Origin of the sequence: uncultured Tenacibaculum sp., from assembly GCF_947495995.1 — a bacterium.
Classification (GTDB): domain Bacteria; phylum Bacteroidota; class Bacteroidia; order Flavobacteriales; family Flavobacteriaceae; genus Polaribacter.
In genome coordinates, this window is record NZ_CANMAX010000003.1 from 286,984 (window position 1) to 306,532 (window position 19,549).

Annotated in this window: 18 protein-coding genes; 12 read left to right on the forward strand and 6 right to left on the reverse strand. The window is 31.7% G+C overall.

Going from position 1 to position 19,549, the window contains the following annotated elements:
• Positions 1 to 2: 2 nt before the first annotated feature.
• From Q1A15_RS10495 to Q1A15_RS10515, 5 genes are all read right to left on the reverse strand, one after another.
• Complete coding sequence (locus Q1A15_RS10495; RefSeq protein WP_299622998.1) at positions 3 to 287, reverse strand: helix-turn-helix domain-containing protein; 285 nt, start codon at positions 285 to 287, stop codon at positions 3 to 5.
• A gap of 261 nt (positions 288 to 548) precedes the next feature.
• Positions 549 to 1,373 (reverse strand): RteC domain-containing protein, encoded by an 825-nt coding sequence (locus tag Q1A15_RS10500; RefSeq protein ID WP_299623001.1) that lies wholly within the window; start codon positions 1,371 to 1,373, stop codon positions 549 to 551.
• A gap of 233 nt (positions 1,374 to 1,606) precedes the next feature.
• A complete protein-coding gene (locus tag Q1A15_RS10505) occupies positions 1,607 to 2,410 on the reverse strand; it encodes a helix-turn-helix transcriptional regulator (RefSeq protein WP_299623003.1) in 804 nt (267 codons plus the stop codon).
• Between the two features lie 111 nt (positions 2,411 to 2,521).
• A complete protein-coding gene (locus Q1A15_RS10510; protein ID WP_299623006.1) occupies positions 2,522 to 3,010 on the reverse strand; it encodes an asparaginase domain-containing protein in 489 nt (162 codons plus the stop codon).
• A 38-nt stretch (positions 3,011 to 3,048) separates the two neighbouring features.
• Positions 3,049 to 4,380: a tyrosine-type recombinase/integrase gene (locus tag Q1A15_RS10515; RefSeq protein WP_299623009.1), complete on the reverse strand. Its 1,332-nt coding sequence runs from the start codon at positions 4,378 to 4,380 to the stop codon at positions 3,049 to 3,051.
• Positions 4,381 to 4,808: 428 nt separating this feature from the next.
• On the opposite strand from Q1A15_RS10515, the gene Q1A15_RS10520 reads away from it, so the two are divergent.
• Both Q1A15_RS10520 and Q1A15_RS10525 read left to right on the forward strand, forming a co-directional pair.
• Positions 4,809 to 5,909: a hypothetical protein gene (locus Q1A15_RS10520; protein WP_299623012.1), complete on the forward strand. Its 1,101-nt coding sequence runs from the start codon at positions 4,809 to 4,811 to the stop codon at positions 5,907 to 5,909.
• Positions 5,910 to 5,929: 20 nt separating this feature from the next.
• A complete protein-coding gene (locus tag Q1A15_RS10525) occupies positions 5,930 to 6,979 on the forward strand; it encodes a hypothetical protein (protein WP_299623014.1) in 1,050 nt (349 codons plus the stop codon).
• 1 nt (position 6,980) lies between these two features.
• Here Q1A15_RS10525 and Q1A15_RS10530 read toward each other — a convergent pair whose 3' ends face one another.
• Positions 6,981 to 7,391, reverse strand: coding sequence for a hypothetical protein (locus Q1A15_RS10530; protein WP_299623017.1), 411 nt, complete (start codon positions 7,389 to 7,391; stop codon positions 6,981 to 6,983).
• A 111-nt stretch (positions 7,392 to 7,502) separates the two neighbouring features.
• Between Q1A15_RS10530 and Q1A15_RS10535 the strand changes: the two genes are divergently transcribed.
• The 10 genes from Q1A15_RS10535 to ccoG all read left to right on the forward strand — a co-directional run bounded on the left by Q1A15_RS10535 (position 7,503) and on the right by ccoG (position 19,541).
• Entirely contained in the window at positions 7,503 to 8,750 is a 1,248-nt protein-coding gene (locus tag Q1A15_RS10535) for a PAS domain-containing sensor histidine kinase (RefSeq protein ID WP_299623020.1), read from the forward strand.
• Positions 8,747 to 9,796: a response regulator gene (locus tag Q1A15_RS10540; RefSeq protein ID WP_299623024.1), complete on the forward strand. Its 1,050-nt coding sequence runs from the start codon at positions 8,747 to 8,749 to the stop codon at positions 9,794 to 9,796. The genes Q1A15_RS10535 and Q1A15_RS10540 overlap by 4 nt, the downstream gene beginning before the upstream one ends.
• 61 nt (positions 9,797 to 9,857) lie before the next feature.
• Positions 9,858 to 10,721, forward strand: coding sequence for an RsiV family protein (locus tag Q1A15_RS10545; protein ID WP_299623027.1), 864 nt, complete (start codon positions 9,858 to 9,860; stop codon positions 10,719 to 10,721).
• Between the two features lie 71 nt (positions 10,722 to 10,792).
• The gene (locus Q1A15_RS10550) at positions 10,793 to 13,162 is read left to right on the forward strand and encodes a heavy metal translocating P-type ATPase metal-binding domain-containing protein (RefSeq protein ID WP_299623029.1); all 2,370 of its coding nucleotides are present in this window, start codon (positions 10,793 to 10,795) and stop codon (positions 13,160 to 13,162) included.
• 1 nt (position 13,163) lies between these two features.
• Positions 13,164 to 14,525, forward strand: a complete 1,362-nt coding sequence (hemN, locus tag Q1A15_RS10555) for an oxygen-independent coproporphyrinogen III oxidase (RefSeq protein WP_299623032.1) — start codon at positions 13,164 to 13,166, stop codon at positions 14,523 to 14,525.
• 127 nt (positions 14,526 to 14,652) lie between these two features.
• Positions 14,653 to 14,820, forward strand: coding sequence for a cbb3-type cytochrome oxidase assembly protein CcoS (ccoS, locus tag Q1A15_RS10560; RefSeq protein WP_095069516.1), 168 nt, complete (start codon positions 14,653 to 14,655; stop codon positions 14,818 to 14,820).
• Between the two features lie 21 nt (positions 14,821 to 14,841).
• Complete coding sequence (gene ccoN / locus Q1A15_RS10565) at positions 14,842 to 17,040, forward strand: cytochrome-c oxidase, cbb3-type subunit I (protein WP_299623036.1); 2,199 nt, start codon at positions 14,842 to 14,844, stop codon at positions 17,038 to 17,040.
• 4 nt (positions 17,041 to 17,044) lie between these two features.
• Entirely contained in the window at positions 17,045 to 17,212 is a 168-nt protein-coding gene (locus Q1A15_RS10570; RefSeq protein ID WP_095069520.1) for a CcoQ/FixQ family Cbb3-type cytochrome c oxidase assembly chaperone, read from the forward strand.
• Between the two features lie 11 nt (positions 17,213 to 17,223).
• The gene (locus tag Q1A15_RS10575) at positions 17,224 to 18,093 is read left to right on the forward strand and encodes a cbb3-type cytochrome c oxidase N-terminal domain-containing protein (RefSeq protein ID WP_299623045.1); all 870 of its coding nucleotides are present in this window, start codon (positions 17,224 to 17,226) and stop codon (positions 18,091 to 18,093) included.
• 26 nt (positions 18,094 to 18,119) lie between these two features.
• The gene (gene ccoG / locus Q1A15_RS10580; RefSeq protein WP_299623048.1) at positions 18,120 to 19,541 is read left to right on the forward strand and encodes a cytochrome c oxidase accessory protein CcoG; all 1,422 of its coding nucleotides are present in this window, start codon (positions 18,120 to 18,122) and stop codon (positions 19,539 to 19,541) included.
• The last annotated feature ends 8 nt before the right edge of the window (positions 19,542 to 19,549 follow it).

The following is a 19,549-nucleotide window of genomic DNA, read 5'->3' on the forward strand; positions in this document are numbered from 1 at the left end:
CATCATTTTTCCAGATTATGGTTTACTCGATTTGTGGTCATTAGTTTTTGTATTTCTTCAGCTTCATAGAAGATAATGCCGCCTACTTTGGTGTAAGGAAGTGTGCCGTTTACTCTTAAGTTTTGAAGTGTTCCTGGACTAATCTTTAGCAGCTCCATTAATTCGGAAGATTTGAGATATTTTTTTAGTCCCGTGTTGCTTTGTTGTAGTAACAACTGCTTGATACTATCTAGCAATTCTAGTTTAAAATCTATAAGGTCGTCTGTAGTAACAATACTTGCTGGCATAGTCGAATTATTTAGTAAATAAGCAGCTCATTGTAAATGTTGATGCTTATCTAGGTTTGCTAATCTTTCGACAAAATTGCTATGGATTGTTCGGTTTTAATCACAAGTTCCACCGGAGTACGGTGAAAATTTAACATCTTGAAATTTGATGCTATTTAAGATGATATGGTGGTTATGAGTGCGCTTTCGCGAAAGCGTAACAAGTTCGAATCGATAAGAAAACGGAAAACAGGAGGTCAACCGAGTACGGTGTTTAGTTTTTCAAATTTCTGACTTATCCATTTGAGAGAGTAAGCCGGCAGATAGGTCGTCTAGAAACTTGGTTCGGCTAATTTTACGCGCCTTAATTTCGGAGTAGGTTTTATAGAAGTCTCCGATATCAAAATGAAATAACTCTCCCAAGGCATCGGCAATATCTTTAATATCTGTGTTTCCGTTATTTATGATGCGGTTGGAATGTAGTGCGTAAACCAATTCTGTTAGCGCTGTTTTTGAAGATGTCCATTTTAAATTATACTTGCTTCCATTTAGCGGAACACCTTCCGATGGGGGTGATATCAGTCTGTTTTGCAAGTAATTTATTAAAGAGTCATACGCTTTTACCTTACCTAAGAGCATATCTCTGGGCGTTGAAAAATCGGGGTCTTGAAAGTAGAATTTAGAAGATACTATATGGAAGGAGTCTAGAAAAGCTCTTGTATAATATTGAACGTCAAAATGACTAAAACCGCGTTCTGTATATTGTATAAAGTCTAAGTTATTTGTAAAGAATCGATTTAGTTTTGCAAGCTTTCTTTTTATGAATTTCTTCTGAGAATGAAAATCTCCTTTAGGGAGTTGTAGTTCGAAAGAGCGAATTTCTGAATAGTAAATGAGGGGTTGTAAAGCTATTTGTTTGGTCTTCTTGAAAAAGCTAATTTCATCTTTAGTGCTTACTTCTTTTTCTAGTAGTCGTTTCTTGAATTGATATAGGGTGTTTCTACATATCCTAATCATCTTATCTGAACACTCTAACATATTTGGGGTGTCAGATTTAATGATGTCAAAATCTGATAAAAATTGATTTGATATTTCTTTAAACTCCAAAACCATTCGACTAATAGGTTGTGTCAACTGCCTTGGAAGTCAATTAAAATTCATTAAAGAAAGGGATATTCACTTGGGTCCAAATACAGAGGTTTGGAAAAATTTTCTTTTCCATCATAGCTAACAATATCTACTTTAGATATTGTTACTAAAAGTAGTCGATAAATAAAGAATTGTGCAGAAAATACAACGTATTTATGTACGGATTGAGCTATTACGATGCTTAACGAGTTCTATTTAGAAATAAATCTTTTATAAAACTCGGTTCGATTTTTTACTCCGGTCTTTTTAAAAATATTTGAGGCGTGTTTGGAAACGGTACTTTCTGCAATAAATAAATCTTCCGCAATGCGTTTATAACTCAACTTGGATAAAATAGAAATAGCGATTTCAATTTCACGCCGAGTTAGATTTCCATTGATGACTTGTGATTCATTGATAGTGTCTGTATTGCCCCTGTTGAATAGAAATACTTCGTATAATTTGTTCTTGTTTTCTAGGAAGAATAGATGCCTATCCACCTCAATAATACTTATGGCGTAAAAGGCCATATTCATTACGGTAAAGGTCATCCATTGATAATCGCCTATTACAGTACAGATTGGAAGTAATGCAATAGCGGTAACACTTATTATAGACAACTTATTTCTTCTCAAAATAAAACGATTAGGGTTTCTTGGATGTGAAATCCTCTTATAGAAAATGATAAGAAAGACAAACGCAATTGCCGACATCGGAATGGTGTATAGCAACCGAGCTGTGTTGAGTGAGTTTGTAAATATATACGTCAAAAGATAGAGTAGCACAAAACCGCCTAATGCAACTAAAGCCAGATTTCGTATAGATGAGCGGTATGCCAATACGACAATATCATATTCCTTATACAAGTAGTAGACTATATAAACACAAAGAGCAATTGCTACACTGTAAGTGATAATATATTGAAAGATTAGTGGTCCTGGAAATCTATCTGAAGGTAAAAAACCACCAGAGGCATTGTAGACAATAAAAAGTAACCCTAAATATAAAAACCTCACAAGGCTATTCCTGTTTAGTTTTCGAGATTGATAAAAAGTAAACAATACAATGACTGTATCTATTAAAAGATAGAAGAATGTTGTCCAATGTATTGAGGTGCCAAACACGTGCTATTCATCTTTGTGCTCAAATTTGTTGGTTTCTAAATTTTTGTAAACGTTGTTCCAATCAAAAATTTGACCGTTCATTGCCACATAAACACCTTGTTTTAGAAATTGTAAAGAGCTAATTGCATAACCTAAATTAAATGGGGCATCTGTATTGGCAGATGAACCTAAAAGAAATGACCCAACCAGAACAATCGTTTTATTCAGGTTAAGTTTTCCTATATATCTTGCGGTTTCTTCCATCGTGAAAGTACCGTGTGTAATCAATATTTTTGTCGCAGGAGACGACGTAATCTTACTAACTAATATGTTGCGGTCATTATCATCTATTGCTCTACTGTCTTTTTTAAATGCGGTTTCTATGGAGTAATCTATGGAAACATTGGCAGCTTCAAGAAAGTCTGATATAGAAACATTAGAGTTTGTGATGCCACTTTCATCAACATAATCTAATCCCTCTATTGTACCTCCTGTGGTTAAAATTTTAATCATTGAAAATCGTTTAATGCCTCTTTCTAAAGAGGTAAAATCTAGAAATTGACCACACTGTCAAGCGCTTCATCTGCATCTTTATGGATGAAATTTGCTTGATAATTTAAGGTTGTCTTTAAGTCGCTATGTCTATATAGTTTTTGGAGCATTAAGGGATGGATTTTATCTCCCGCAATATTGCCAAAAGTGTGTCTTGCAATATGATTTGATAAGTTCTTTTCTATATCGCACATTACAGCGATACGCTTTAAATACTTATTAAATAGTTTTGTGGCGTTACGTAGTTTTTTAAAGACCTCTTCATCGTTTCGAGGGTTGGTGTCTTTAAGAAAAGGAAAAACGTAACCATTGTTTTCTTCACGGTGTTTTCTATACTCTTTTAGAATTTTCAATGCCTTATCTGGAATTTTAAGACTAACCGGCTTTTCATTCTTATCCATCGTGTAAAGAAGTCTGTTATCCTTAAAATCTTCCCACCTTAACTTAACACTATCAGAAATTCGAATGCCAGCAAAATAAAAAGCAATGAGCCATACGTTTTTAGTATGCCACATTGATGAGCCTGCATTTGTATTTAGGTTCTCAATTTTTTCAACCTCCTCGATGGTCAACCCTATTTTATGACCAGAACCAATTCGTATCTTTTCTTTCTCACCACCAAACGGGTAATACTTTGAATCTACCATACCTTGCTTTATGGCTTTATTAAATAGAGTGCGAATAAAAATTAACTGGTTAGTAATAGTCCGGGATTTTTGCTGTAGGTATACGGTGCAAAAATCTTTGTACTTACTCAAAAATGCTTCATTAATGTCTTGAAATTTTAGCTTCCTATTCTTTTTAAAATATTGAACAGAATCCATAAAAGTTTGTTCGCCTTTTCGTCCTTTGCTAATCCGTATTTTTCTACGGTTCTTGATTTCTAGAATTACATCTTCCTTATCTTCAGATTTATTAAGATTCAGAAATTCTTCCAAATTGTAAAGAATTGATAATTCAGCTTTAGCTACAGAAAACACGCCTTTCTCATATTTGTTTTTAACTCTGTCCGAAGCTACACCAAAGAAAGATTTAGTGCCACCAGCTCCTTTCAATTTTAGTTTGACTTCTTTTGGAGTAAGGTTCTTCTTGGAGTCAAAGTAAACATCATTTGCTTCGGTCAGTTTTTTGCGAAGATGGTTATTTAATTTCTTCGCATTAGGATGAGACCTTTTAACTTTGCCTGCATCTTTATCCCAATCTTTTTCGAGAACATATTGTCCCAAAAACTTGTAATTTGTTGTGTAATTATGGCTAATTCTTAAGGCGAGTGGAGCAGTACCGTCTTTGCGTTCCTTGTTTTTTCGTCGTACTATTTTAATGCTAGCCATAACAACAATTTGTGTTTTATAAAGATAATTAAAAGAAATTAAAAAGGGTACAGAATAGGTACAGAATAATCTGATATTTGATGAGTTTAAATAACATCAAAGTTTATTTAAGAGGTTGTAAATCATAGGTTTTGAAGGGAATTGCGATATATTTGGCTTTGTTACCTTTAAGCTCATAACCCGAAGGTCACAGGTTCGAGTCCTGTTCCCGCTACTAAAGAAAGCTTCAGAGTTTAATCTGAAGCTTTTTTATTTCCACACATTTTTCCTTCATGAATTTCAAATTGTTTTATAATTAACAAAAAAGTTTGATTGTGTAAATTTTTGTTTTTAAACGATTTATATGTGTTGAAGTACGCAAACGTTAACATTTCTTTCACGATTATCAGCTTTTGTAATGTTTAACTTTGGTAGAAATAAATCAAACAATGAAAAAATTAATACTCACACTAATTATTGGATTGTTATGCATGCCTACCTATGCAGTTGATTCATTAACAGAAGATTTTGTAACTGGAAATCCAGAAATTGGTTCAATTAATGCCATGACTTTTGGTCCAGAAGGAATATTGTTTTTAGGAGATAGTAAGAATTCTCAAGTTGTAGCTGTAGATATGAGTTCAGCAAAAAAGGCAACAAATCAAAAATTATACTTAAAAGATATTGAAGCACTTTTAGATCAGCTTTTAGGATCAGATAGTGATCAATTACAAATTATCGATATGGTTGTAAATCCTGTAAATCAAAATATTTATTTAGGAGCACAACACAGTTCAGGAAAATCGTTTTTATTTTTAGTAAACAACAATACATTAGAAAATGTTCCATTAAAATCAGTGTCATTTTCAAAAGTAAATGTTTCTAATGTAGTGAACGCAGATGCAAAAGATAGAAGAGGCAGACCGTTACGTAGTTTAGCAATTACCGATATTCAATTTGCAAACGGACAAATTATGGTTTCTGGTTTAAGTAATGCTGAATTTGCTTCAACTTTTAGAGCAATTCCTTTTCCTTTCACAAACAAGCAAAGTGATAGTTCTTTAGAAATTTATCATGCAGCCCACGGAAAATATGAAACTCATGCACCAATAAAAACGTTCATGACTACAACTATTAATAATCAGCCACACATTATTGCTAGTTATACATGTACACCATTGGTTGTTTTTCCTATGGAAAGTTTGACTCCAGGTTCTCATACAAAAGGAAGAACTGTTGCTGAATTAGGAAATTGGAACACACCTTTAGATATTATTGAAATGACGAATAATAAAGGAAAACGTTTTATTCTAATGGCGAATTCAAATAGAGCGTTAATGAAATTTAAGGTTTCAGATATCGAATCTTTTGGAAACTCACTAACAACAAAAGTTAAAGAACGTGCAGGAACAGATGGTGTTGATTTTATTAATTTGCCATTTGTAAACGTGCAACAATTAGATAAGCTTAACGAAAAAGAGTTTGTTTTTATACAAAGAGAATCTAATGGGAAATTAGCTTTAAAAACAAGTTCTAATCGTTGGTTATAACCATATAATTAGAATTCAATTTGATACGATTAGGAATTTTCACAATAGTATTATTGATGACTTTGGAGGTGTTTTCTCAATCTCCAAAGTTTTCTTTTTCACAAGAGTTTATTGAAGTAAAAACAAGTGAAAATATACAAGTAATAAAAGTGTATAAAGGTTCATTTACTTCACACGAACAATTAGCAAATAAGGAAGCTATTTTAGGAGATCTTTTTAAAGACGAGTCTAGTTTATCTTTTACTCCGGTGTTACCTTTTCAATTAAACACAACATATACAGCTATTGTAAACGATTCTTTTTTCGAGTTTTTAATTCCGTTAAAAACAGATTATAAAAAATTAAGTATAGCAGCAATTTATCCGAATACATTAAAATTACCTTCCAATTTTTTGAAATGGTATGTTGCCTTTTCAAAACCAGTAAATCCGGCTAATATTTATAATCATATTATGCTGATAAATACTAAAACAAAAGAAAAAGTAGATCGTGCTTTACTGCCTTTAGAAAACGCTTTGTTATCTAACGACGGAAAATTATTAACCTTATGGATTGAACCTGGAAGACAAAAAAGAGATTTAGGTCCAAATAAACATTTAGGAGAAGTTTTAAATGAAGGAGCATCGTACACTTTACTAATTGATGAAAAATTAAAAGATACAGATGGTGTTGCTATGGGAAAAACATTTGAACATAGTTTTCGTGTTGTTGGTTCAGATAGAATTCAGCCAAGTATAAAAAAATGGGAATTTGTTTTACCAAAATCAAATACAAATGAGTCTTTAGTAATTCAATTAAATGACAATTTAGATTTCGGAAGTCTACATAATAGCCTAGAAATTATCAATAAAAAAGGACAAGTAATTTTAGGGAGTTTTAACATTAAAACTAATGAAAGCACAATAGCATTTACTCCAAATACTTCTTGGAAAAAAGGTGATTACATTTTGAAATGTGATAAGATAATCGAAGATGTTTCAGGAAATAATCTAGAACGTTTATTCGATAGAGATATCACAAAAAAGAAAACAAAACCAATTTTAGAACGTAAATTTTCTATATCAAAATAATTTAAGAAACTAATCGAGTTAATTCATGTTCTAGTTTTTCTAAAATCAAAAGTTCAGCTTTATTTTTTCCTTTAAAAGCTTCAGCAATACGATACGAAGTTTCTATAATCAACTGCTTAATTTCTCGAGTAAAGAAATAAGAATAGTTGTTGTAGTATTCTAGAAAGTCGGTAAAACAATCTTCAGTAGTTGCATTTTTACTGTATAACCAATCAAACACAACTTCTATTTGATAAGCCGTATCTGTACCAAACATATCAAAAGTTTCATCAATCATTAGCCATTTGTCTTTTACAACTTGTTTTAATGCTTTTATTTCATGCACATTAATACTGTTGTCAGACTTCGCAACTGCATAAAAAACTTTGGCAATATTCTGATAAAACTTGATGTTCAGCTTTTGTGTTTTCATTATAAAATACTATTCAAAACAAAAATAAGATCGATATGTGAGGCAAGAAATGATAAATATCAGCTATAGTCTTTTTAATAAAATATATCTTTATATCAAATTTCTAATTGAATGTTCGACAAGGAAGAAAGAATAATTTTTGATACTCTTTTTGAAGCTGTTTCAGAAGGGATTATTGTTGTAGATGAGAATCAAAAAATCATGGTTGTAAACTCATCAGCAGAAGCAATGTTTGGTTACAATAAAGGTGAGTTGTTAAATCAACAATTAAAAACATTAATACCTCAAAAATATAAAGGAACTCACGATGCACATTTTAATTCATTTTTAAAAGTGCAACAGAAAAGACAAATGGGCCACGGAAGAGATTTGTATGCCGCACATAAAAACGGAAGTGTATTTCCTATAGAAGTAGGTTTAAATCCGTTTGAAATGCAAGGAAAAATGTATACAATGGCATTAGTTGTAGATATTTCTTTGAGAAAACACCAAGAATTAGAAATCTTAGAATTAAATACCAAACTAGAAAATAAGGTAAGAGAAAGAACAAGAAGTTTAAGTGAAACTGTAGATGAATTAGAAAAAATGAATCAGCAGTTAGATGAAGAAAATAAGAAAAGAATTGTTGCAGAGAAAAAAGCGAAAGTAGCATTAAAGAAAGAGCGAGAATTAAATGAATTAAAAACAAAGTTTTTATCATTAGTATCGCATGAATTTAAAACGCCGTTAAGCGGAATTTTAACGTCTACAATGTTGTTGTCGAAATACAAATTAACCGAACAACAAGAAAAAAGAGAAAAGCATTTATCGATTATAAAGAACAAGGTTCATTATTTAAATAATATCCTAAACGATTTTTTATCTGTTGAAAAACTTGAAAAAGGAGAGATTAAATACAATTTGACTTCTTTTCAGATTAAAAGAACGATAAAAGAAGCGATTAGTGGAGCAAGTTTACTATTAAAAAAAGGTCAGGAAATTGTGTGTAATTCAGATATGGAAGACATTACAATTCACCAAGATGAAAAGATTATGGAACTTACTTTTCTTAATCTTTTAAGTAATGCTGTAAAATATTCTCATGAAAATACAACCATAACAATTTCGGTCCGACAAAACCATTCAGAAACTACAGTACAAGTAGAAGATCAAGGATTTGGAATTCCAGAGAAAGATCAAAAAAATATATTCCAACGTTATTTTAGAGCCGAAAATGTATTGCTTAATGAAGGAACAGGAATTGGTTTAAATATTGTAAAAAGTCATTTAGAAAACTTAGGCGGAACCATTACTTTTACGAGTAAAGAAAATGTAGGTTCAACATTTATAGTCACGATACCAAACAAAGCTGAATTATGAGAAAAATTCTATTAATTGAAGACGATATTACATTAAGAGAAAACACAGCAGAATTACTAGAGTTAACCGATTACTATGAAGTAATTATGGCTGAAAATGGTAAAGTTGGTATAGAAAAAGCGTTAAGCGAATTACCAGATTTAATCGTTTGTGATATTATGATGCCTGAAGTTGATGGCTATGGAGTGTTAGAAATTTTATCTAAAAATCCTAAAACACAGTTTACTCCTTTTATCTTTTTATCAGCAAAAACAGAACGAAGTGATGTGCGAAAAGGAATGAATCTTGGTGCCGACGATTATATCACAAAACCTTTTACTGAAGAAGAATTAATAAGCGCAATTGAAAGTAGATTGGCAAAGTCTTCAATTTTAAAAGAACAGAAAACAGTTGTTGAAGAAATTCCGAATGAAAATGAACTTAGAGATTTAAATGATCTAAAAAATTTCTTTGATGATAACGGAACTGTTTTTTCATTTCAAGGAGAAGAAAAAGTTTATGAAGAAGGCGATAACTCTAATTATATTTATTTGGTAACGAAAGGCGGAGTGAAATGTTCTAAGCTCAATGAACAAGGTAAAGTGTTAACGACTTCGTTATATAAAGAGGACGATTTATTCGGGTATACTTCTTTCTCTCAAAATATTCCGTATCAAGAAACTGCTGTAGCAATGGAAGCAACAGAACTTGTCGGAATTCACAAATCGGAGTTGATTTCAGTTTTACATAAAAATCATAAAGTTGTATTAGATTTAGTTGATCTTTTAGCTGATAATTTAAAAGACGTAAAAGAACAATTATTAGATATGGCCTATAATTCTGTTCATAAAAAAACAGCAGCAACACTACTAAAATTTGCTGAACGCATGAATAGAAATCCAGATGATGTTATTAGAATAGCACGACACGATTTAGCTAGTGTTGCTGGTATTGCTACCGAGACTTTAATCCGAAGTATTTCTAAACTTAAAAAGAGCGGGATTATAGAAATTGAAGGCAGAAATATTAAAATTGTTGATATGGAAGCCTTAAAATTGGTAGAATGATTTTTATCATTTTTTAGGAGTACTACGATACATATTTTTATCATAATTAAACATGTCGATTATGAGAATTGTATCTTTTTTAATAGTGGTATTAGCAATTACTAGTTGCAAGTTAGACAAAGAACCATCTCATAACGCTGCTGAAGTTAGGAGTGAAGATTCATTAATCATTAATGATACTGTTACCATTCAACTTAATACTGAAGAGTTACAGCAAAATGTAAAAATTAATCCTATAAAATCAGATGAAGATGATAGTAACTTCATCAAAGATTATGTGGTGCATAAACAGCTGTATAAAGAAACTGACAATTATATAATTGATTTCTGTTATCCACAGTTAGATGAAAATTACAATCCGAAATTTGAACTTTTTAACGATTTTGTTGAAAACGAATTAATACAACTTTCTAGAATAGAACAAGATGTTTTAGAAAGTCAAGAACTCTTATGTGATACACTACAGAAAAATCCAATTCGAGAACACAGAATAGGAGAATACAAGATTTATCAGCAAAAAGAAACGCACATAAGTGTACTCTTTTATTTAGAGAATCATTACGCACAAACTAAAACAGCTTACTACACTTTTAAAACAGTAAACTTTGATAAGATAAAAGGAAAATTACTTCATTTTGAAGATTACTTTTTACCTGAAAGTTTATCAGAAGTTCATCAAATTTTAAATTCAGAAATTAGAACACAAATCGCTAAAGGAGATTTATTTTACGAATGTTTTGAAGTAAGTTTAGATGATTTTGAAGTGGCTAAAAACGATTTTGTAGTTAACGATAATCATATTATTTTTTACTTCAACGATTGTATTATGTGTCCTTCATTTGTGGGAACATATTCTATCGAAATTCCTTTAGAAAAATTAAAGCCAGTATTACAACAAAACTGGTCAGATCGCTTCATTTTATAAGATAAGAACTGATTAATATCATAGTTTATTTTTCTTTTCATGCAGAAATTTGCTTTACGTAAATCGTGTATATGAAAACAACATGTTATCACTGTGGAGACGAATGTAACGAGCATCAAAAAATAGAATTTGATGATAAATCGTTTTGTTGCAATGGATGTAAAACAGTATACGAGATTTTTTCGCTAAACGATTTAACATGCTATTACGATCTACAAGAAAGTCCGGGAGCAACCCCGCTAGATATTCAAGGAAAATACGATTATTTAGATGATGAAAGTATCATTCAAAAATTACTTTCGTTTAACGATGAAAATGTTCAGATTGTAGATTTATATATTCCGCATATTCATTGTAGTTCATGTATTTGGGTGTTAGAAAATCTTCAGAAACTTCAAAAAGGAATCGTAACTACACAAGTTAATTTTCCTAAAAAGAGTGTACGTATTACATACAAAGTTGATCAAATTAGTCTCAAGGAAATAGTGGTATTGCTGAGTTCCATTGGTTACGAACCTTATATTTCTTTAGAAGATTATGAATCAGGAAGTAAAAATGTTGATCGTAGTTTAATTTATAAATTAGGTTTGGCAGGTTTAGCTTTCGGGAACGTAATGTTACTTTCTTTTCCAGAATACTTTGAAGTAAATGAATTTTGGTTAGAAAAGTATAAACACACATTTCGTTGGTTGATGTTTGCTTTTTCTATTCCTGTAGTTGTGTATGCAGCTAAAGATTATCTGATCTCTGCGTATAAAGGATTACGATCTAAATTATTGAATATCGATGTTCCTATCGCATTAGGAATTTTAGTACTTTTTATCAGAAGTATTGTTGAGGTGTTGTTTGATTTAGGAAGTGGTTTTTTCGATAGCTTAACGGGGTTGGTTTTCTTTTTATTATTAGGGAAGTTTTTTCAGCAAAAAACATACAATTACTTATCGTTTGAGCGTGATTATAAATCTTATTTTCCAATTGCTGTCACGAAAGTGAATAAAAACGGAAATGAAGAAACCATTCAGATTTACAAGATTGAAAAAGGAGATCGTATTTTAATTCGTAATCAAGAATTAATTCCAGTAGATGGAATTCTAATCAATGGAAATGCACAAATCGATTACAGTTTTGTCACTGGTGAAGCAAATCCGGTTCAGAAAAAATCAGGAGATAAATTATTTGCAGGAGGAAAACAATTGTCAGGAGCTATAGAAATTGAGGCAATCAATTCTGTAGAACAAAGTTATTTAACGCAATTGTGGAGTAACGCCGTTTTTGAAAAAGATAAAACCAGCAGATTTACAACCATTACAAATAAAATAAGTAAAAATTTCACCATTGCTATTCTTTCCATCGCTGCTCTAGCAAGTATGTTTTGGTTTCTCACAGATGCAACTAAAGTTTTAAATGTTTTTACAGCTGTACTTATTATCGCTTGTCCATGTGCAATTGCGTTAGCAGCTCCATTTACTTTAGGTAATATGTTACGAATTTTTGGTAAGCAAAAGTTCTATTTAAAAAACGCTACAGTTATAGAACAGTTAGCGAAAGTAGATGCGTTGGTTTTTGATAAAACAGGAACCTTAACAACTAGAACAAATAGTGAAATAAAATATACAGGTTCTGTCTTAAGTTTTAATGAAGAAAAAGCGTTAAAAGCAACATTACGAGCTTCTAATCATCCTTTAAGTAGAACAATTTATGAAACTATGACGAACATTCCTTTGGAGAAAGAGAATCAGGTTTTTGAACATGCAGGAAAAGGATTACAAGCAACTGTAGCTACTGTTGATGTTAAAGTTGGATCTGCTTCTTTTGTGAAAAATGAAAAGGAACAATTTAGTTCAGATACTTCTGTGCATGTAAGCATTCAAAACGATTATAAAGGAAAGTTCACATTAAAAAATACTTATCGTAAACATGTAGATGAAGTATTTCAGACGTTTTCAGCATATGATCTTTCTGTTGTATCAGGAGATAATGAAGGAGAAAAAGCGTATTTGAAAAAAAGATTGCCAGAGAACACGACATTATTATTCAATCAAAAGCCAGAAGACAAATTGACTTATGTTTCTCAACTTCAAAAGAAGCATAAAAATGTCGCCATGATTGGAGACGGATTAAATGATGCCGGAGCTTTAATGCAAAGTGAAGTTGGTATTGCAGTATCTGAAGATATTAATGTGTTTTCACCTGCATGCGATGCAATTTTAGATGCAAATCAGTTTGAAAAACTACCAAAATTTATAAAAGCTACAAAACAAACGATGCGTGTTATCCAATACTGTTTTATCATTTCTCTGATATATAATAGTGTCGGATTGTATTTCGCTGTAACCGGACAATTATCTCCTGTAATTGCTGCGATTCTAATGCCTTTAAGTTCAATAAGTATTGTGGTGTTTACCACTATAGCAACTAATATTTTAGGAAAAAAACTATAATATGAAATCACTAATTCAAAAATATAACATTCCCGGTCCAAGATATACGAGTTATCCAACTGTTCCATATTGGGATGCAACTACGTTTTCAAAAGAAAAATGGCTTAAAAGTTTTAAAAAATCATTTGAAGAAAGTAATCAAGAAGAAGGAATAAGTTTATACATACATCTACCTTTTTGCGAAAGTTTATGCACATTTTGTGCTTGTCATAAACACATTACAAAACGTCATGAAGTTGAAATTCCATATATCAAAACTTTAATTAAAGAATGGGAATTATATAAAGAAAAAATGACTCAAGTTCCTGTGATCAAAGAAATTCATTTAGGTGGAGGAACACCGACTTTTTTTGCTTCGAAACAATTAAAAGAACTGATTGATTCAATTTTAGAAGGAAGTCAAAAACACCCTGATTTTGAGTTTAGTTTTGAAGGTCATCCGAATAATACAACAAAAGAACAATTGGAAACTTTATATAATCTCGGATTTACACGTGTAAGTTTTGGTATTCAAGATTATGATAGTATTGTTCAAAAAGCAATTCATAGAATTCAATCTTTTGAAAACGTAAAAAAAGTCACAAAATGGGCTCGTGAAATTGGATATACATCTGTGAGTCACGATTTAATTTTTGGATTACCATTTCAAACTAAAGAAAGTATTACCGATACAATTTTAAAGACAAAAGAATTGCTTCCAGATCGAATTTCTTTTTACAGTTATGCGCATGTGCCTTGGGTAAAAGGAGTTGGTCAACGTGGTTTTAGTGAAGAACATTTACCTAAGTCAGATGAGAAAAGAGCTTTGTATGAATTAGGAAAAGAAATGCTAACCAACATCGGATATCATGAAATAGGAATGGATCATTTTGCGTTGCCTTCCGACAGTTTGTTTAAAGCGACAACTTCACAAAAACTCCATAGAAATTTTATGGGATACACATCGAGTAAAACCAAACTCATGATCGGTTTAGGAATGTCGGCAATTAGTGATTCTTGGTACGGATTTGCACAAAATGTAAAAACCGTAAAAGAATATCAAATGTTAGTCAATAATGGTGAGATTCCAATATTTAGAGGTCATATTTTAACTGATGAAGATTTAGTGATTCGAAAACATATTCTAAATATCATGTGTCATTTTTCTACGAATTGGAAAGCAAAAGAAATGCATTTTGAAACTTTACCTAAATCAATAGGATTATTAGAAGAAATCGCTTCAGATAATTTAATTGCAATTGATCGTAATTCATTAAATGTAGCTCAAGAAGCTCGACCATTTATTCGAAATATTTGTATGGCTTTCGATGTACGATTACAACAAAAGAAACCTGAAACAAAGTTGTTCTCAATGACGATATAATTCGATAGAAGAAATTACGTCAAATAAATATGATTTTTTCTAAGAATAAACCCCCGAACATGACCAATATCATAGTATAAAAATCTTTCCAAAACTACTTTTGAAATATAATTAATAAACTAACAAGATGGGGGTAATTTATGTATTGCTGGCAGTAAGTGTTTCAGTAGCAATAGTCTTTTTTATTGCATTTATAATTTCCGTTAAAAAGGGACAATATGACGATACCTACACTCCTTCAGTTAGAATGTTATTTGACGACGAGTTAGTAACCAAGAATACAAATAAAGAATAGATTTTTAATTCAATTTAAATTATGGAAATGCAACAATTTTATTACGATAATAAAATCGTAAAAAAATTTATTTACGCTACCTTATTATGGGGAATCGTAGGTTTTTCAGTAGGGCTTCTCTTAGCTTTTATGTTTTTATTCCCAAATATAACTGATGGGATTTCATGGCTTAGTTTTGGTCGTTTAAGACCGTTACATACTAATGCTGTGATTTTTGCTTTCGTAGGAAATGCAATTTATGCAGGTGTATATTATTCTCTTCAACGTTTGTTAAAAACGAGAATGGCAAGTGATCTGTTGAGTAACATTAATTTCTGGGGATGGCAGTTGATTATTGTAGCAGCAGCAATTACACTTCCTTTAGGATATACAACGTCTAAAGAATATGCCGAATTAGAATGGCCAATAGATATTGCAATTGCTGTAGTATGGGTCGTATTTGGTATAAACATGATTTGGACGATCTTAAAACGTCGTCAACGTCACTTGTATGTTGCTATTTGGTTTTACCTAGCAACTTTTGTTACTGTAGCTGTTTTACACATTTTTAATAGTTTAGAATTACCAGTAAGTGGATTGAAAAGTTATTCTGTTTATGCTGGAGTTCAAGATGCTTTAGTACAATGGTGGTACGGGCATAATGCTGTGGCATTTTTCTTAACTACTCCTTTTTTAGGATTGATGTATTACTTTATTCCTAAGGCGGCAAACAGACCGGTGTATTCTTATCGATTATCGATTATTCACTTTTGGTCTTTAATTTTCATTTATATCTGGGCAGGTCCGCATCACTTATTATATTCTGCTTTACCAAACTGGGCTCAGAATTTAGGAGTAGTTTTTTCAATTATGTTAATTGCTCCATCTTGGGGAGGAATGATCAACGGATTATTAACCTTAAGAGGTAGTTGGGATAAAGTTCGTGAAGATCCAGTTTTAAAATTCATGGTCGTTGCAATTACAGGTTATGGTATGGCAACTTTTGAAGGACCAATGTTGTCACTAAAAAATGTAAATGCAATTGCACACTTTACCGACTGGATTATTGCTCACGTTCACGTAGGAGCTTTAGCGTGGAATGGATTTATGACTTTCGGTATGATTTATTGGTTAGTTCCTAAATTATTTAAAACAAAATTATATTCTAGAGCTTTAGCGAATTTCCATTTCTGGATAGGAACTTTAGGAATCATTATCTACACATTACCAATGTATGTTGCTGGTTTTGTTCAAGCTTTTATGTGGAAACAATTTAATCCAGATGGAACATTAACTTATGCAAACTTCTTAGAAACAGTTCAAGAGATTTTACCAATGTATTGGCTACGTGCTATCGGAGGTAGTTTATACATCATCGGAGCAATTGTAATGGTTTACGTTATTGTGCAAACGATTAGACAAGGTGAAAAAGTAACTGATGATTTAGCTGAAGCAGCTCCATTAACTAAAGTTTCAAAATATAGAACAAAAGGAGAAACATGGCATACTTGGTTAGAGCGTAAGCCAGTGAAATTAACATTGTATGCAACCATAGCAATTTTAATTGGTGGAGTAGTACAAATTGTACCAACATTAATGGTTGAGTCTAACATTCCGTATATCGAAGCTGTAAAACCATATTCTCCATTAGAATTAGAAGGTAGAGATATTTATATCTCAAATGGTTGTGTTTCGTGTCACTCACAAATGATTCGTCCATTTAGAAGTGAAGTAGAACGTTATGGAGAATATTCTAAAGCAGGAGAATTTGTGTACGATCATCCTTTCTTATGGGGAAGTAAACGTACTGGTCCAGATTTACATCGTGTAGGAGGAAAGTATAACGACAGTTGGCACTTTAATCATATGTACGATCCACAAAGTACTTCACCAGGATCTATTATGCCAGCTTACCAATGGATTATCAAAAATAAACTGGATAAATCGGAAACAGAGAAGAAAATGCGAGCCATGATCACTTTAGGGGTTCCTTATACAGAAGAAGATGTGAAAAATGCTCAAAAGAGTATGGATGAACAAGGAATGAAAATTCAAGAAAACTTATATGAAGATCCAGATTTTGCTAGTAACTACGATGCAAGTAAAAAGTATGCAAAAGCAAATGATATTCCTTTTGTGGAAATGAAAGACAGAGAAATTGTAGCACTTATTGCGTATTTACAACGATTAGGAGTTGATATTAAAGTAAACGATGTAAAAGACAAATTATCAAAAAAATAGAACCATGTTAAAGTTTGTAAAAAATCATTTAGAGAGTATCACAGGAATAGAAATCTATCCATTGATTTCATTAAGCATATTCTTCACCTTTTTTCTATTGCTTTTTTGGTGGGTCTTTACAGCAAAGAAATCATACATAAAAAAAGTAAGTCATATACCATTAGATAATTAAACAGAAAAATCATGAAAAGAGTTTTTCAATCGATCATATACCTACTATTTGTTTTTGTAAGTTTTTGGGCTTTAATTAAAGCAATTACTTCATATGAAAATCCATTTAGTTTATACGAAAACCCATTAGTTTGGATACTGTTAGTCTTCTTAATATTAGTCATTTTAGTCAAAGAATACTTTAGTTACACTGTGTACAAAATGACTGAGGAATTAAAACTAGAAAAAGAAGGTTTTAATCCAGAAGAAATAGAAGATGAATGGGAAGTATGGTTCAAAAAGATCCTGAAGAAATTTACAAGATCTAAAGCAATAGAAGAGGAAGAAGAAATTGTATTAGATCATAACTACGACGGCATAAAAGAATTAGATAATGTGCTTCCGCCATGGTGGGTGTATTTATTCTATGCAACAATTGTTTTCGGAGTAATTTACTTGATACGTTTTCATATTGCAGGAGGAGATACTCAAGAAATGGAATATGAAAAAGCAATGGCAAAAGCCAAATATGAAATTGAACAGTATAAATCTACGACACCAAATTTATTTGATATTACCAAGGTAGAGTTGTTAACAGAAGATTCAGATTTAGCAAGAGGTAAAGCAGTGTTTAATTTGAATTGTGCATCGTGTCACGCTCCTGATGGAGGTGGAGGGGTAGGACCAAATCTTACAGATGAATATTGGATTTTAGGTGGTGGATTTAAGAATGTTTTCAATACAGTTTATAACGGAGGTAGAGCAGGAAAAGGAATGGTGCCTTGGAAAGGAGTTCTAAAACCTCAAGACATTCAAAAAGTGGCGAGTTATATTATTTCTCTTGAAGGAAATACAACAGCCAAACCAAAGAAACCACAAGGAGAAATCTGGAAAAAAGAATAGTTAGTAATTAGTTTTGATAGTTGACAATGGGAACACCTAAAAACGAAAAGTTTAGAGATAGTATTGGTACCATAGACTCCGAAGGAAAACGTGCTTGGGTGTTTCCTAAACAACCTAAAGGAAAACTATACAATTATCGTAGTTATGTGAGCTACGCATTGTTACTTTTTCTATTGTCTGCACCATTTATAAAAATTAAAGGAAATCAATTTTTATTATTTAATGTTCTAGAACGTAAATTCAATGTGTTCGGATTTCCATTTTGGCCGCAAGATTTTCATTTGGTAGTAATATCAATGATTATCGGGGTTGTGTTTGTAACTCTGTTTACGGTTGTTTTCGGAAGAGTTTTCTGTGGATGGATTTGTCCGCAAACTATTTTCCTAGAAATGGTTTTCAGAAAAATAGAATACTGGATTGAAGGAGATCGAGGAAAACAAATACGCTTGGCTAAACAACCTTGGAATGCTGAAAAGATCAGAAAAAAGGTATTAAAATGGTTTGTATTCTTTTTAATTTCATTTGGTATTGCGAATGTGTTTTTAGCATACATTATCGGAAGTGATGAACTTTTACTATACATAAGTAACGGACCAGCAAATCATGTTTCAACATTTATAGCGCTGTTAATTTTTACTGGTGTTTTTTACTTTGTTTTTGCATGGTTTAGAGAGCAAGTATGCATTATCGCTTGTCCGTACGGACGATTACAAGGTGTTTTATTAGATAATCAATCTGTTGTTGTTGCTTACGATTACAAACGAGGAGAAAAAGAAAAAGGAAGAGCAAAATTTAATAAAAAAGAAGATAGAGTTGCTTCTGGTAAAGGAGATTGTATCGATTGTAAACAATGTGTTCATGTTTGTCCTACAGGAATAGATATTCGTAACGGAACTCAATTAGAATGTGTGAATTGTACGGCTTGTATAGATGAGTGTGACACCATGATGGAAAACATCGGGTATCCAAAAGGATTAATTCGTTTTGCAAGTATTGAAAATATAGAAAAAAAGAGCCCGTTTAAGTTTACTGCTAGAATGAAAGGTTATGTTGCAGTGCTTGTCATCTTATTTGGAGTTTTAACAGGAATGTTGTTCTTAAGAAATGATGTTGAAGCCAAAGTATTTCGATTACCAGGTCAGTTATATGAACGAAAAGCAGACGGAATAATCAGTAACGTGTATTCTTTTAAAATTGTAAATAAAACTACTGAAGAAATTAACAATATACATTACGAATTATTATCTCATAAAGGGAAAATAGAAATTGTAACACATCAAGACTTTACAATTCCTAAACAAGGTATGGCAGAAGGTTCTCTTTTTATTGAGTTACATCAAAGTCAGTTAAAAAAAGATAGAGTGAAACTCAAAATAGGAGTATACAGTAAAGACAAACTTATAGAAACTACCACAACAAATTTTTTAGGACCTAGAAAATTTTGGTAACACTTTAA